This is a genomic window from Grimontia sp. THUN1695, assembly GCF_059704325.2.
Genome location: NZ_AP046577.1, coordinates 1,087,005 through 1,101,908, shown reverse-complemented (window position 1 = coordinate 1,101,908; position 14,904 = coordinate 1,087,005). Strand labels below are relative to the sequence as shown.

Annotated in this window: 11 protein-coding genes and 1 pseudogene; 5 read left to right on the top strand and 7 right to left on the bottom strand. The window is 48.6% G+C overall.

Annotated features, from left to right (window positions below; genetic code table 11):
• The first annotated feature begins 7 nt into the window (after positions 1–7).
• Positions 8–1,105, top strand: a complete 1,098-nt coding sequence (locus tag AC6IB1_RS08575; protein ID WP_497568664.1) for an efflux RND transporter periplasmic adaptor subunit — start codon at positions 8–10, stop codon at positions 1,103–1,105.
• Between the two features lie 2 nt (positions 1,106–1,107).
• Entirely contained in the window at positions 1,108–4,158 is a 3,051-nt protein-coding gene (locus AC6IB1_RS08570; protein ID WP_497568663.1) for an efflux RND transporter permease subunit, read from the top strand.
• A gap of 71 nt (positions 4,159–4,229) precedes the next feature.
• On the opposite strand, the gene punR is transcribed toward AC6IB1_RS08570, so the two are convergent.
• The gene (gene punR, locus AC6IB1_RS08565) at positions 4,230–5,132 is read right to left on the bottom strand and encodes a DNA-binding transcriptional activator PunR (RefSeq protein ID WP_497568662.1); all 903 of its coding nucleotides are present in this window, start codon (positions 5,130–5,132) and stop codon (positions 4,230–4,232) included.
• A 112-nt stretch (positions 5,133–5,244) separates the two neighbouring features.
• Here punR and punC point away from each other — a divergent pair, with 112 nt between their 5' ends.
• Positions 5,245–6,456 carry a purine nucleoside transporter PunC gene (punC, locus tag AC6IB1_RS08560; RefSeq protein ID WP_497568661.1) on the top strand — a complete coding sequence of 404 codons (1,212 nt, stop codon included), beginning with the start codon at positions 5,245–5,247 and terminating at the stop codon, positions 6,454–6,456.
• A gap of 200 nt (positions 6,457–6,656) precedes the next feature.
• On the opposite strand, the pseudogene AC6IB1_RS08555 reads toward punC, so the two are convergent.
• The 3 genes and pseudogenes from AC6IB1_RS08555 to AC6IB1_RS08545 all read right to left on the bottom strand — a co-directional run bounded on the left by AC6IB1_RS08555 (position 6,657) and on the right by AC6IB1_RS08545 (position 9,236).
• A pseudogene (locus tag AC6IB1_RS08555) lies at positions 6,657–7,663 on the bottom strand (IS630 family transposase).
• Positions 7,664–7,725: 62 nt separating this feature from the next.
• Complete coding sequence (locus AC6IB1_RS08550; protein WP_497568660.1) at positions 7,726–8,061, bottom strand: YgiW/YdeI family stress tolerance OB fold protein; 336 nt, start codon at positions 8,059–8,061, stop codon at positions 7,726–7,728.
• Between the two features lie 281 nt (positions 8,062–8,342).
• Positions 8,343–9,236, bottom strand: coding sequence for a LysR substrate-binding domain-containing protein (locus AC6IB1_RS08545; protein WP_497569116.1), 894 nt, complete (start codon positions 9,234–9,236; stop codon positions 8,343–8,345).
• A gap of 132 nt (positions 9,237–9,368) precedes the next feature.
• Between AC6IB1_RS08545 and AC6IB1_RS08540 the strand changes: the two genes are divergently transcribed.
• Complete coding sequence (locus tag AC6IB1_RS08540; RefSeq protein WP_497569115.1) at positions 9,369–10,043, top strand: DJ-1/PfpI family protein; 675 nt, start codon at positions 9,369–9,371, stop codon at positions 10,041–10,043.
• Positions 10,044–10,148: 105 nt separating this feature from the next.
• On the opposite strand, the gene AC6IB1_RS08535 is transcribed toward AC6IB1_RS08540, so the two are convergent.
• From AC6IB1_RS08535 to htpX, 3 genes are all read right to left on the bottom strand, one after another.
• On the bottom strand, positions 10,149–11,468 hold the full coding sequence (locus AC6IB1_RS08535) for a DUF1501 domain-containing protein (protein WP_497568659.1): 1,320 nt from the start codon (positions 11,466–11,468) through the stop codon (positions 10,149–10,151).
• The gene (locus AC6IB1_RS08530) at positions 11,465–13,087 is read right to left on the bottom strand and encodes a DUF1800 domain-containing protein (RefSeq protein ID WP_497568658.1); all 1,623 of its coding nucleotides are present in this window, start codon (positions 13,085–13,087) and stop codon (positions 11,465–11,467) included. The genes AC6IB1_RS08535 and AC6IB1_RS08530 overlap by 4 nt, the downstream gene beginning before the upstream one ends.
• Positions 13,088–13,464: 377 nt before the next feature.
• On the bottom strand, positions 13,465–14,346 hold the full coding sequence (gene htpX / locus AC6IB1_RS08525; protein ID WP_497568657.1) for a protease HtpX: 882 nt from the start codon (positions 14,344–14,346) through the stop codon (positions 13,465–13,467).
• A gap of 372 nt (positions 14,347–14,718) precedes the next feature.
• Between htpX and AC6IB1_RS08520 the strand changes: the two genes are divergently transcribed.
• Positions 14,719–14,895, top strand: a complete 177-nt coding sequence (locus AC6IB1_RS08520) for a hypothetical protein (RefSeq protein WP_497568656.1) — start codon at positions 14,719–14,721, stop codon at positions 14,893–14,895.
• Positions 14,896–14,904: the final 9 nt, after the last annotated feature.

The window sequence follows — 14,904 nt, the reverse complement described above, 5'->3', positions numbered from 1 at the left end:
CCCCAAAATGATCACAATAAAGTCTGACAAGTCATTGTTTAAACGCAGTGCGATTGCCTCAGTCCTTGCCGCCTCTTTTCTATTGGCCGGTTGTGGCGAAGAGCCGGTTGAGCAAGTGGCAACACCAGTAATTAAACCCGCACTGACTGAAGTCATTCAGACGCAACGTGCTGCCGATCTGAGCTTTAACGGTGTTGTCCGTGCCGCTGAACGTGCTGATCTTTCTTTCCGCATCGGAGGACGGCTGACGGACATACTGGTTAAAGAAGGCGATGAAGTGAAAAAAGGCCAATTGCTGGCCCGGTTGGATGCACGCGATGCGAAAACCGCTCTGGCATCGGCAGAGCTTGAGCTGAAAAACACCACACTGGAATATGAGCGGGCAAAAGCCATTTTCAAAAAGAGTCAGGCGATCTCCAAGGCAGACCTGGATACCATCACCACTCAATTCAACCTTGCACGTAACCGTGTTGATGAAGCCAGACGCCAACTGGAATATACCGAGCTGCATGCGCCATTCGATGGCATCATTGGCCGCAAATTGGTGGACAACCATATTCAGGTACAGGCAAATGAGCCTGTGTTGACAGTACACGATCTGAGCGATCTGGAAGTGGTGATCAACGTTCCTTATCAAGTGGTGCTTTCTGGCGGGAACAGCAACAACAAAGCGGTTGCTGAAATTTCATCCATTCCGGGGCAACAGTTCCCGCTGACCCTGCGCACCTTCGCCACTCAGGCCGATCCGGTTTCCCAGACCTATGCAGTGGTATTGGGACTTGAACAAACCAACGGTTTTCGCGTTTTGCCGGGCATGGCGGTCAAAGTCATCCCTGACGCCGATGCTGTTGTAGATCAAGGCAATATCATCACTTTGCCACTCACTGCGGTGGTGCCCGATAACCAGGGCAAACAATTTGTCTGGGTGGTGGATGAAAGCAACAAGGCCCATAAACGCTTTATCGATGTGGGCACACTGGTGAAAGACCGCATTGTTGTCAAAGCGCACCTCAACCGTGGCGAGCGCGTCATCATTGCTGGTGTTTCCAGCGTGAAAGAAGGCATGGAAGTGCGCCCTTACACTGACGATCGCGCCGGAGCATAACAATGGATATTGCACGTTATACCATTGCCAAGCGCACCAGTGTCTGGGTGCTGGTTGCCCTCACCCTGATTGGGGGGTACATCAGCTACCTGAAGCTTGGCCGCTTTGAGGATCCGGAGTTTGTGATTCGTCAGGCAGTGATTGCCACACCTTATTCCGGCGCAACGGCACAGGAAGTGTCTGACGAAGTCACGGATGTGATTGAAGGTGCAGTACAGTCATTGCAAGAGCTCAAGGAGGTGAAGTCCGTCTCCATGCAGGGTATGTCTGAGGTGACGGTTGAAATCAAACTGGAGTTCGCGAAAAGCGCAGCCGACCTGCAACAGGTTTGGGACAAACTACGCCGTAAAGTGGCGGATGCGCAGCGGCTGTTACCGCCGGGGGCTGGCCCATCAATCGTCAATGACGATTTTTCCGACGTCTATGCCCTTTTCTTTGCCGTTACCGGTGAAGGTTTCAGCGACAAGCAACTTCAGGATTATGTCGATGCACTGCGCCGCGAAATCGTGCTGGTGCCGGGTGTCGCGAAAACCGCCACGCTTGCCGAGCAACAGGAAACAATCTTTGTTGAAATTTCCAGTGAGCGTCTGGCGGAATTTGGCGTGTCGGCAGAAAAAGTGTTCCAGGTGCTGCAAAAACAAAATCTGGTCACAGTGGCGGGCAGCATCGAAACCAATGCGATGCGTATTCCCGTGATCCCGACATCCAGTGTCGATTCAGTGGCTGACCTGAAAAACCTGCAAGTGGCGGTCGGTGACAACCACACTATATTGCGTCTGGGTGATATCGCCGACATCAAACGTGGTTACAAAGAACCTTCAACCATGTTGATGCGCTACAACGGCGAGCGCGCCATTGGTTTTGGTATCTCAAATGTCGCCGGCGGCAACGTGGTAGACATGGGGGATGCAGTGAAAGCACGGCTTGCGGAGCTGGAAAGCCAGCGTCCACTGGGTATGGAACTGCATGTTATCTCCATGCAATCAGACTCGGTACGCGCTTCCGTCGCTAACTTTATCGACAACCTGATTGCGGCTGTGGCTATCGTTTTCGTGGTACTGTTGCTGTTCATGGGTGTGCGCTCTGGCGTGATCATCGGCTTTGTGTTGCTGCTGACGGTAGCAGGCACACTTTGCATCATGCTGATTGAAGATATTGCCATGCAGCGTATCTCACTGGGTGCGTTGATCATTGCGCTCGGTATGCTGGTTGATAACGCCATTGTGGTGACCGACGGCATTCTGGTTCGCCTGCAACAGGATCCGGATGCGGACCGCAAAACCGTGGTGTCAGAGGTGGTCAACAGCACCAAATGGCCACTGCTCGGCGGAACTGTGGTGGGTATCTGTGCATTCAGTGCGATTGGTTTATCGCCATCAGATATGGGGGAATATGCGGGTTCCCTGTTCTGGGTGATCCTCTACTCTATGTTCCTGAGCTGGGTGTTTGCCGTAACCGTTACTCCCATGCTGTGCCATGATTTCCTCAAAGTGGCGCCGGTGAAAGCAGATAAAAAACCCGGCCGCATGGTCACTGGCTACAAAGCCCTGCTGAAATGGGTACTGAAACGCCGCATCATCAGCTGTGCCCTGTTGTTCGGTACGATGGTGGCAGCTATCTGGGGTGTCCAGTTTGTTCCACCCGGCTTCATGCCAGAATCACAGCGCCCACAATTTGTCATTGATGTGTACCTGCCACAAGGCTCAGACATCAAACGCACCGAGGCGGTGATCGCTGACATTGAGAAAGATGTCAAAGCGAAAGAAGGCGTGACCAATATCACCAGTTTCGTCGGTGGCGGTGGGCTGCGCTTTATGCTGACTTACGCGCCGGAGCCTAGAAACCCAAGTTACGGCCAGCTACTGATTGATATCGACGATTACACCAAGATTGCGCCGCTTCTGGGCGAGCTGCAAGGCGAACTGGATGCCAAATATCCAGATGCATCCATCAAGGTATGGAAATTCATGCTGGGACGTGGCGGTGGCAAGAAAATCGAAGCCGGTTTCAAAGGCCCAGACAGCGCTGTATTGCGTCAACTGGCTGAGCAGGCAAAAGCCATCATGCTGGCAGATGACAACCTGATTGCCGTTCAGGATGACTGGCGTCAGCAGGTGCCTGTGCTTCGTCCGGTCTATTCTTCCGAAGAAGCCCAGCGCTTTGGCCTGACAACGCGGGAAATCAACCAGGCAATTGCCCAGACCCTGACAGGCCGCAACGTGGGTGTTTACCGCGAAGGAAACGATTTGATCCCGATTGTGGTGCGCGCACCGGAAAGCGAACGCAACCACCAGCGTGCGATTGAAAATACCGAAGTGTTCAGCCCAGCAACGGGGACATTCATCCCGGTCAGCCAGTTGGTGGAATCAGTGAATGTGGTGTATCAGGATGCCATTTTGCGCCGTATCGACCGCATGCCAACCATTCTGGTACAGGCTGATCCGGCACCGGGCGTGCTGACGGCTGATGCGTTCAACACGGTGCGCAGTAAGATTGAAGCCATTGAATTGCCACCGGGTTATGAACTGAAATGGTATGGCGAATACAAAGCCTCGAAAGATGCCAACGAAGGTCTGGTTATTTCAGCCCCTTACGGTTTTGCCGCCATGATTCTGGCAGTGGTTTTCATGTTCAACGCACTGCGCCAGCCACTGGTTATCTGGCTGACAGCACCGCTTGCCGTTGTTGGTGTTACCGTGGGCTTGATTGTGTTCCAGACACCGTTTGAGTTTATGGCGATCCTCGGCTTCCTGAGCCTGATTGGTATGATGGTGAAAAACGCCATTGTATTGGTGGATCAGGCCGACGTGGAAATCCGCGACGGGAAAGCGCCGTATTTTGCGATTATCGACGCTGCACTCAGCCGTGCACGTCCAGTATTGCTGGGCGCATTTACCACCATCCTTGGCGTTGCACCGCTCTTGATTGACCCCTTCTTCAAGAGCATGGCCGTCACCATTATGTTTGGTCTGCTGTTCGCGACGATCCTGACACTGGTGGTCATTCCGCTGTTTTACGCCATCTTCTTCCGGGTAAAAGTGGAAGCTGCATAATCACAAAAGGGAGCGGCTTCGCTCCCTTTCATTTTGATAGGGATACAAGTAAAGGCGCTATATGGGAAATGTTACTCCAGCCATTCCCTGTGCGCTTTTTCTGCATCGCCGAGGTAATCGAGAATCCAGTTTACTGCCGGGTTTTCTTTATCTGAACGCCAGGCGATACAGCACGGGCTTTTGGCCGGTGGATCTACCAATAGTTTTTCTACCAACTCCCCGCTTTCAAGGTAGGGCTCCGCCATGTGTGATGGCATCGCTCCAATTCCAAGACCAGAACGGAAACACTGAATGGCACTGTGCCAATTGGGCACGGTGAGGCGGCGCTGGTTGTCTAACAACCATGTTGCGCGCTTGGGCAGGATCCGGGACGTGTCTTCCAGACAAATGGCCGGATACGCCAACAGTTGCTCGTTGCTGAGTGGCTCTGGCTCAGCGGCTAACGGGTGATTTTTTGATACCACAAACCGCCAGGTCAGAATGCCCATATCCCGGTAACTGAGATTTCCACTCACCGGGACAGCAGCCGTTGCACCAATGGCGATATCTGCCCTGTCATACGCCAGGGCATCCCAGACGCCATTGAACACTTCCATGGTGAGCAATAGCTCTACGTCAGGGAAAGCGTCATAGAAGTCACGTACCAGTGAATCGACCCGGTCCTCACGCACCACATTGTCCAGCGCCAGTGAAACACTGCGCGTCCAGCCATTGGCAACACGTTGGGTTTGGTGGCGTATCTCGTCCATCCGTTTCATCAGATCCCTCGCCTGTTGCACGAAGAACTCACCAGCCGGCGTGAGCTTTACTGAACGATGTAAACGCTCAAATAAATTCACAGCAAGTTTGTCTTCTATTTGCCTGATGCTATAGCTCACCGCGCTCGGCACTTTGTGTAATTCTTCAGCAGCGGCAGAAAAGCTACCACGGCGGGCAACTGCGTCAATCACTTGAAGATCTTGATAGGAAAACATACAAATCAAATTTTTTGAAAGGAGTGTCGAAATTTTAGCGTTTCACACCGCTTTTCACCAGCAGTAGACTTCGCAGCCATATGTACAAACAACTGTATAACGGACAAGTAAAATGAAAAATACGGTTCCATTGACCACGATGATCTGGTTTGCCGGATTGAGTATGCTCGGCTTCCTGGCGACGGACATGTACCTGCCTGCGTTTGAAAACATCCGCCTTGAGATGGGCACCACCCAATCTATGATTGGCCTGTCGCTCACGGTGTTCCTGTTGGGTATGGCGCTGGGCCAAATCGTGTACGGTCCCCTGTCTGATCGCATTGGCCGCGTCAAGGTTTTGGTCGGCGGTATGGTGCTGTTCAGTGTCGCTACTGCTGCGTGCTTTATGGCAGAAAGCATTGATGTTTTTCTGGCGGCGCGTTTTGTGCAGGCGCTGGGCGCCTGCTCTGCGGCTGTGATCTGGCAAGCTGTGGTTATTGACCGCTATGACAGCAACACCTCCCAGCGTGTATTCGCAACCATCATGCCGTTGGTTGCCCTGTCTCCTGCACTGGCACCGCTGGCAGGTGCAGCGCTGGAATCCCAGTTCGGCTGGCGTAGTATTTTTATTGCACTGGTTGCTTTGGGTGCACTATTGGTGATTACTACCCTGCGTCAGAAAGAAAGCGCGCCAGCGGTTAACAGTGACGAGAAGCTGGGTACCAAGCTGGTTGGCGACTACAAGCGCATTATTCGTTCACGCAAGTTTATCGGTAACATGCTGGTATTTGCGGGTTGTTCAGCCGCTTTCTTTGCGTGGCTGACAGGCTCACCTTTCGTGATGACCAAGATGGGTTACAGCGGTGCAGACATTGGTATGAGCTATGTGCCCCAAACCATTGCGTTCATCGTGGGTGGTTACAGCTGCCGCGCCCTGCTGAACAAGTTTGACGGTTCTGTATTGCTGCCTTGGTTTGTTGCTCTGTTCATTGCAAGCGTATCCGTGATCTTTGTGGTGTCATGGCAGACTGATGTCACCAACATCTGGCCTGTGCTGATCCCATTCTGCTTCCTAGCAGCAGCAAACGGCGCGATTTACCCGATAGTGGTGAACAAAGCGCTGGAAGAATTCAAAACCTGCAGCGCGACAGCCGCTGGTTTGCTCAACTTCCTGCAAACCATGATCTGTTTTACCGCCAGTGGCGCAGTTTCTGCGTTGGCTGTTCACGGCCTGCTGACAGTTTCAGCGGTGATGATGGGGGCAGGGGCAGCTGTCATTATTGGGCTGATGTTGAGCTGGAATGTTAATCGTGTAACGGTTAACGAGGGAATTTCAGTCACATAACAACGAGATACCAATAACGTGCCGCCTTTTAAGAAGGCGGTTTTAGCTTATTGGCGCTGTTTGAAACAGATATACCCAAGCATCTTCAGGTAGTTTGGGAATAGCAGAAACACAGCAATCAGACGGATGGGGTTAAATTGGTGCAAGAATAAGGCAGCCCTGAATTCAGAGCCACCTCAAATTGTAATCGATATACCCATTCAACTTGAAGATGCAGGATTGAGCACTTGAAAATTATCATTTATACGAGACGCTAAAGAGCCTGCGATTTGTGGAAGGATCACAGTGAAAAATCGGCCAATAGCCGCTTCAAAATCCCGTTTACTTTTGAAGTAGACATTGTTCCTTACCTGCTCGTTCATCACTTTCCAAAGCCGTTCTATCGGATTGAGGTTGGGACGATATTCAGCACAAAGGCGGCGTCTTTTACTAAGTCGCTTCGGTGATACCCTGCACCATCCAGAATGAGGTGGAGCTTATACGTCAGTGGGTAGCTTTCTCTCAGCTTGCACAAAAACCTAACGATGTTTTCGCTGTTGATGCTCTCGTAATTATCGATAACAGTGCGGCCAATCTCAGAGAGATTTAATGCACCCACAATGTTGAGGCGACTGCGGCTTCCCGTGGTTTCAATCGCTTTGTCCTGCCCAGTACGTATCCAGCCATGAGAGAGTTTGGTGGCCTGAGTGGGATGAACCGCATCCATGAACAGGATAGTTTCCTCTTTGCCGCAGCTCGACTTAAGTGCCTTGTAGGCTTCGACAAATTCTTGCTGTTTAGCCTCATCAAACCTGTGAGGGACACCTTTAGGCTTTTTATAGCTAAAACCGTGGTGATGCAGCCACTTGTTCATGCCAGCGACGGTATAGCAGACGCCGAGTTGCGCCAGAACATAGGCAACAATCTGGTGAGTATGGTGATAGGTCACCTCTGTTAAGTGCTCGATGAGCGCCATCGCCTGTGAAGCCGATAAGCCACTGCTGGACCCACCATTTTCAGGTTTGAGTTTCTCGGACTGCGCGTAATCGTGAAGGTGACGGAGAACGGTGGTTTCATGAATACGCAAGGCTTGAGAAATCATGGCAGTACTCCAACCTTCAGAAGCAAGCAGTACCGCTTTAATACGGTCACGCACTCGACCATCACGCGTTTTATCGTGCTGGTTTTCGAGTTCATGTTTTTGCTTGTAGGTCAGAGTCACTTTCATGGGGCGTAGCATGATCCTCATACCGATGAAAATCAAGCATCTTCAATGATCACGGGTATATATTAGTTCTTCGTGATAGTATCTACGTCTATCTTAACTGAACGCCATTCTGTGTCGACTTCACCACGAATCGTCACATTGTCATTAGGTGTCACGTTTTGCCCTAGCCAGTCTTCATTATCAATTTCAACCTGGATCTCGCCGGTGCTGTCACGGAACAGATAAAGCTCACTGCCCAACTCTTGAACGATGTGTCCTTTTAACACAACCACACTTTCATCTTTAGCTTCCAGTGCCGCTTTAACCGTGTTGATGCTGTTAACACTTGGCCCCTGAAATGCAGCAAATGCTGAACTGGATAGCGCCATCAATACTGATAATGCAATGATTTTTTTCATTTCAATATCCTGATCAAAATTAATAGGTAATGTTCATAAGGCCATTGATGGAATCACTTCATAGTCCGCCTTCACAGAGAGCATGGCATAAAACTCACGTGACTCGCCAAAAGCCCGATAGAAAAACTTATTAAACTCGATATCATCGTTGATAGTCAGTTAAAAGTTCTGATGTTGGCTGACATTTTGCGCGAGCAACTGTGAAGAAATCGTGAAGATGTCTATTAATGCGAAGAAAAAATGAGAAATATCCTGATATGTGCTTCTTTATTTTTATCTGGTCATTCTTGCCATTCATCAAAATATGACAACAGGTGATCGATAGCAAGCCGCGCTTTGAGCGGCAAAAATTTGCGGTTTTGATACACAATCCACGACGTAATCTTTCGGGTCCAAAACGGTTCAAGTATCGGCACTAAAGTGCCATCTTCAATAGCTTGCCTGAGGCTACTTTTGGGCATGTAACCAATCCCGAGTCCACTGATACACGCCTCCACCACTGCATTGGCATTGTTGCACCTAAACCGACCAGACACCTTTACAGGCAACTCTTTTCCATTCTGCTCAAATAACCAGGTATCACTGTTAGTGATTAAACATGAATGCCCTATCAATGCGTTAGGATGATTTGGCTCTCCATGCTCTGAAAGGTAACCAGGAGCGGCAACCACCATTAAACTGCGATCAACAAGCTTTCTCGCTACCAAGCCAGAATCCTGTAATCGTCCGTAGCGGATCGCGAAGTCAATGCCATCTTCTACAAAATTGACATGGCGACTGCTGAAATCCACTTCAACCGTCAGTTTCGGATACAACTTGGCAAAATCTACCAGCACAGGTACAACAAATTGCTCTGCAAACGAGCCGGCCATACTGATACGCAACGTACCTTGCAAATCAAACTGCGTGCCTGTCACCATTTCATTTGCCTGAAGAAGCCCAGTCACAAGCTCCTGGCATTGTTGGTAATACTGCTGACCGGCTTCTGTTAGATTTACCGCGCGAGTCGAACGGGCAAACAACGCTGTGCCCAGCCGCTGTTCCAACCGAGACACCTGCCGGGAAACATGACTCACTGAACAATTTAAACGACGCGCCGCTTCGCTGAACCCTTTGGCATCAGCCACAGAAACAAATTCAATAATGCCATCAAAGCTGGGTGAGTAGAGGCTCATTTTTATTATTGCCATATAACAAAGACGGTTTTCCATTTTAACGGATTATCGTTCATACAGCAAAAGTATAAAGTAGAACCACAAACAATGACCTTTATCCATGCCAACTCATACCAACAAGAGGATTTCAGTATGAAAAAGATTCTTATCATCGTTACAAATCATCCCACGCTCGGCACAACCAAGCAGGCCAATGGCACTTACGCACCAGAGCTGACTCATGCGCTGGATTCTTTTTTGCAAGCAGGCTTTGGTTATGACGTCGCCTCTATTAATGGCGGCGCAGTCCCCTTCTATGGTGAAAACATAGAAGGCGACGATGTAAATACACGCATTTTTAATGACATGGAATTTCAGTCACGTGTGAAAAACACCATTCCGGTTAACCAAATCAACATCGATGGTTACGACGCTATTTTCTATCCAGGTGGGTTTGGCCTGCTCTCAGATTTGGCAAAGCATGTCCCAACTGCACGCCTCACGGCAACACTCTACGAAAACGGTGGTGTGGTCGGTGCTGTTTGCCATGGTCCTGCCGCTTTACTTCCAATTACATTAAGTAACGGACAACCGCTGATTGCAGATAAAAACGTAACTGCTTTTACCCGTGAAGAAGAAATAGATTTTGGCACCATCGAAGATATCCCCTTCTTGCTGGAGGAAGCATTGACACGTAAAGCGGCAAAATTCAGCAAAATTCAGCCTTGGGGTGTTCATGTTATTGTCGACGGTCTTCTTGTGACTGGTCAAAACCCTGCAAGTGCCCATGGTGTGGGTGAGGCTATGGTGGCACTTCTAAAAGGATGATCATTTTAGTGTGTTGAATCCATCTGCTGATAATGAAAGCCACTTTTAACGGCTTTCATTATTAGATCGCAAATCATGCCACCAGACGTAAATAGTATGAACAGGCTATACAATAGCGCTGCGAACCATTGGACCACCAAATTTAGACAGGGTTGGGAACACGGTATTCAAAGCGCTGCCGTTCAATCCCAGCCATTGAACCATATGTGCGGCATATTGTTCATGCGAAATTTTTGGGATCAAGCGACCTTCCCCGTTGTCGTCTTCACTGCCACGGGTAAAATCAGGGTAAGAGCCATAGCAGGTGCCTTGTGTAATACCCCCCCCAAACAAGAAGTGCCCGTTTCCCCATCCATGATCTGTACCATTACGCGAATTATCATGCATAGCGCGACCAAACTCAGATAGCGTGCAAGTCATGACCTTATCACTCAACCCCTCTGAATCCAGCGAAGCGTAAAGACCCGCTATCGCCTCCGAAAACTCATTCATCAGCTCATTCTGACGGCGTTCTTGATTGTCGTGAGTATCAAAGCCTCCCATGGAAACATAGAATACCTGGCGGTTATGACCTAACAATGGCGCCCCTTCAATCATTTGTTTCACCGCACGCAGCTGCATCCCAAGGTTAGAGCCTGGAACACGTGAATCCATTGAAATGGTCCCCGCAACGGGCCCCATTTGATCCTGAGCATACATAGCCTGCTTAATAACTTCTGCATAACCTGCTGCAAGCGGTGAATCATAGTATTGGTTTGCACTGGATTCGTAGCCCGAGCGCATGGCGGCGTTTTTCAGCATCCGTAAAGACTCAAAGCCATCTTTATTGACAAATATTTTTTCTGCGTCAAACGCATCGAGTAGAGAATTGGGTCCCGTATGGAAGGCATTTGGCATACCACCGAGATCTCTGGACAACAAATCCATAGACATCCCCAGCCAGCCGTTTTCACTGTACTGTTGACCCATCCAGCTGTGCTGCCACACATCCTGTTGCTTGTTGTGTGCAAAAAGGAACGGGGGCAATTCTGCTCGGCCACTAACAACATCATGTCGTGTCACGGGTGCCAGCAACGGTCCTACATTAAGTACAAAACTGGCTTTTCCTTGCTCAAACAGCGGCATCAAAGGAGCCATCGCCTTGTGGAGACCAAGCTGGACGCCATTCACATCTTTAATCGCTAATGTATTAACCATTTTGCGTGGCACGGCGATCCCTTGCCTGGACGATGCATATTTTTTGTAGTGGATATGGTCCACCGGGATCACCTGATGGAAGAAATCATTGCCCCCCGCTAGAAAAACACAAATCAGGGCCTTGTAATCTTCGACATCATTCGCCTGAACACTCCAGCTTAACGGAGCTGCGGCTGTTGTACTGGCAACCCCAAAAGATTGGATAAAACGCCTTCTTGTCAGTTTCATACGCGATTTTCCTGAACGTGAAAATAAGGAGAGACCAGAGCAATGAAAAGTAGACGCTGAACCCATTTTCCCGGAGCCAAGTTCATACCGTTATATTGGCGATAAAGCGACTCTTGCAATACCTTTGGCATTGCACCGTTAAAAAAGCGTTCTGATGTTTCCTGGACAAAACCTTTAATGTCTTTGTTAGCAATCAGGGTCTTAAAATCTTCAACATCGATATAAAGCTCATTACTTAACGGTGCCGTTATTTTCTGGAGATTTAGCCGGAGAATACCGTATATGAAATTGTGGACATAAATAATATGCGACCAATCTATAATTTGTAATTCTGGCGCAACCAAATTATTTTCTTTTATAACACCTTTCGGCGCATAATCTGGCAAATAGAAATTAAAAACAGAAGGGGCTCCCAACGGATATTGGTTACAGGTTTTTAAATACACCAGATCCGTTTTCACAACCCTACTCCCCGCCCCTGGTTTTACATTCAAAGCGCGGTAGAGATAAACCAAGGACAACCAGGGTTCGCGAATCTTGCTCATGCTTTGGGGCGGTGCGGTATACACGTCAGGGTCACTTAAAATGGCCCAAATGACGGCCTTCAAGTCTCCTGTTACTCCCATGCCATTATCAAGAAAAGTCTCAGTAACACGGCGGACATAATCCGGTGACGGGTTTGAAGTAACAAGACGCTGGATTAATCCGTGACAAATATTGGGAGCGGTTGAAGGATGGTGCAACAACATGTCCATAACCTGATCCAGTTCTTGCTCAGCGGACGTATTCTCAGGGAAATGATGTCCCATTACCCATTTTTCACCACTGTCGTGGTCCGTTGCATGATTCACCATCGGTTGTAGGAATGTATTATCTGTGTGGTGCCAGCCAGTGAATACCCTGGCCAGTTCCTGAATATCTTTTTCAGTGTAACAAGGAATAGGCTGGCCATTCCCATCAAGTTCATAAGTACCATCAATATCACGCTGGTAAAGCCCCACAGAAAAGAGCTGCATGATCTCGCGGGCATAATTTTCATCCGGCCGGCGACCTGTTGCCGGATCCCCTTTCCTGTTGCCAACCATCGTAAGGTATTGCCCCATCACCGCCGACAACGACACCTCTTTCAACAAGTCACGATAATGACCAAAGGCATGTTGACATAACATATCGTTATAACTGGCCATCGCTGGCGCGCGATAAGATAATGCAGCGTCTTGATCCGAAACGACAAAAATCTGTGATAATGCGTATGCAACACGCTGTCTTAACTGGTCTTTTGAATAAAATGCAATATCTAGCCAAGCCCTGATTCGAGTTGATCTTGACGGTTTTTTGCCGTAACCCTGAACCTCGAATTGTTGATAACACTTTTTTAGGTGGAAAGAGGCAGGAAGTGCAATTTGTTCGTCAAACCAGGTTTTAGCACCTTTGTTTATTAAATTTTCCACTTCACCTTTTTGGGGCCCGAATGTGGCGAGATCCAACCAACGCGAAGCATAAGAAAAAGAATCAAATTGCATATCGAACACCCTCAATTTGTCCGGATAATTGTGGTATTCACTGATGTGAATTTGCCTTTTGTTTAAATCATCCGAAACGTAAATGAGAATATTCATACTTATCTAATCAAAGCATATTTTATTGTCTGAATTGGTGGATCGATCCAATATTTAGACAAAGTCTACATATTGAGTCACTATATAAATTGACACTCCACACACCAATGTACTACGCAAAAAAGTCTCCAACAAAATATTAGCAAAGCCAGAATGAAACATTGTCAGAATTCCACTAGTTTTGTCATACGCACTCTGTTGAGTATACTAAATCTTTCGATTTGTTTATTATTTTTCATTATGTTGCTATCTATTAAGCGTTATATTTAAGTCGCCTGAAGAGACTTGAGCTCAGAGGACAAAAAAGTAAATGCCACGAATAAAAAAACGCCCCCTTTTCATAGGAGGCGTTTTATCAAAATCATAGTAGTGTCTGATTACAGGTGCTCACCGCTACGCAGCGCTGCAATGCGCTTTTCCAGTGGCGGGTGTGTCATAAACAGCTCACTCAAGGACTTCTTGCCATTGATGCCAAACGCCATCATTGACCCTTCAAGACGGCTTTCATGACTCATTTTCAGGCGCTCAAGGGCGGCTATCATCTTCTCTTTGCCCACCAACTTGGCTGACCCCGCATCCGCTTTAAATTCACGGTAACGGCTAAACCACATCGTCAGGATACTGGCCAAAAGACCGAATACAATTTCCAGAATCGAAGACACGACAAAGTACACCATGAAGCTGCCGCCGCTCTCTCCTTCTTCATCATTATTGTTCATGCCGCTGACAGCACCAGCGATGATACGAGAGATAAAAATCACAAAGGTATTTACAACCCCTTGCATCAGCGCCATCGTGACCATGTCACCGTTAGCAATGTGGCTCACTTCATGGGCCAGCACGGCTTCGGCTTCATCTCGGGTCATGTTCTCAAGCAGGCCGCTGGACACGGCTACCAGGGAGTCGTCTTTTTTTGCACCAGTTGCAAAGGCGTTAATGTCATCTGAGTAATAAATCGCAACGGTTGGCATGCCAATGCCCGCCTGTTGTGCCTGACGGCTAACCGTGCTCATCAGCCAATGTTCTGTCTCATTGCGTGGGTGCTCTATCACCTGACCGCCAACAGAGCGAAGCGCCATAGACTTCGACATCATCAAGGAAATCAGGGAACCACCAAAGCCAAACAGTGCCGCCATCACCAACAGACCAGACAGGCTGCCAGGTTGAAGACCTGTGACTGCGTACACGATGTTTAATACGATGCTGAAGACAAACAGAACAGCCAGGTTTGTCAACAGGAATAAAGCGATACGTTTCATTGCTTCAATTGTCTCCGAAAAATGGAAGCGTTATACCCTGCCTACCAATGCCACTATTTTCAGTGCAGCCAATGTTCAGGGTATCTCGGGTGTGTTGGACTTATGAGACCAGCAGACCCTAGGCAAATAGTAGGGTCGAATTGCGGAAAAACAAGTTCATGTAACAATTTAAAACACAAATTCTTGCGGACATACGCTGTATACTATCTTGAAACCATACAGGCAAAGATAAGAAGCGTCATACATTAGACCGCATTAGACTTTTGTCGAGTTGTAATCGTCACTGCTGAGGAATAACGTACGTACACATGATGAAGTGTTCAATAGGCACATTGTAGCCCGGCAGGGGCACGATTCTAAGGAGAAAGAATCATGGCTGACAAAGAAAATTATCGAATGGCAATCGATATCCTTTGCTGTCACTTGGGCATGAGCTTTGATGAAGCTTGTGCTGAACTAGGTCTCGCTGACGACGAGAATGCAAAGCTTCAGAAGGTTTCAGATGTTCAGCAGTCGCTGATGGGGCTTTTGCCGGAAGACAACAAATAAGCACCAAAC

Excerpts from the sequence above, each read along its gene's own strand:
- htpX (WP_497568657.1), bottom strand. The coding sequence starts at position 14,346 with ATGAAACGTATCGCTTTATTCCTGTTGACAAACCTGGCTGTTCTGTTT.
- punR (WP_497568662.1), bottom strand. The coding sequence starts at position 5,132 with ATGTTTTCCTATCAAGATCTTCAAGTGATTGACGCAGTTGCCCGCCGT.
- AC6IB1_RS08540 (WP_497569115.1), top strand. The coding sequence starts at position 9,369 with ATGAAAAAGATTCTTATCATCGTTACAAATCATCCCACGCTCGGCACA.
- AC6IB1_RS08550 (WP_497568660.1), bottom strand. The coding sequence starts at position 8,061 with ATGAAAAAAATCATTGCATTATCAGTATTGATGGCGCTATCCAGTTCA.
- AC6IB1_RS08545 (WP_497569116.1), bottom strand. The coding sequence starts at position 9,236 with ATGAGCCTCTACTCACCCAGCTTTGATGGCATTATTGAATTTGTTTCT.
- punC (WP_497568661.1), top strand. The coding sequence starts at position 5,245 with ATGAAAAATACGGTTCCATTGACCACGATGATCTGGTTTGCCGGATTG.
- AC6IB1_RS08575 (WP_497568664.1), top strand. The coding sequence starts at position 8 with ATGATCACAATAAAGTCTGACAAGTCATTGTTTAAACGCAGTGCGATT.
- AC6IB1_RS08530 (WP_497568658.1), bottom strand. The coding sequence starts at position 13,087 with ATGAATATTCTCATTTACGTTTCGGATGATTTAAACAAAAGGCAAATT.
- AC6IB1_RS08520 (WP_497568656.1), top strand. The coding sequence starts at position 14,719 with ATGGCTGACAAAGAAAATTATCGAATGGCAATCGATATCCTTTGCTGT.
- AC6IB1_RS08535 (WP_497568659.1), bottom strand. The coding sequence starts at position 11,468 with ATGAAACTGACAAGAAGGCGTTTTATCCAATCTTTTGGGGTTGCCAGT.
- AC6IB1_RS08570 (WP_497568663.1), top strand. The coding sequence starts at position 1,108 with ATGGATATTGCACGTTATACCATTGCCAAGCGCACCAGTGTCTGGGTG.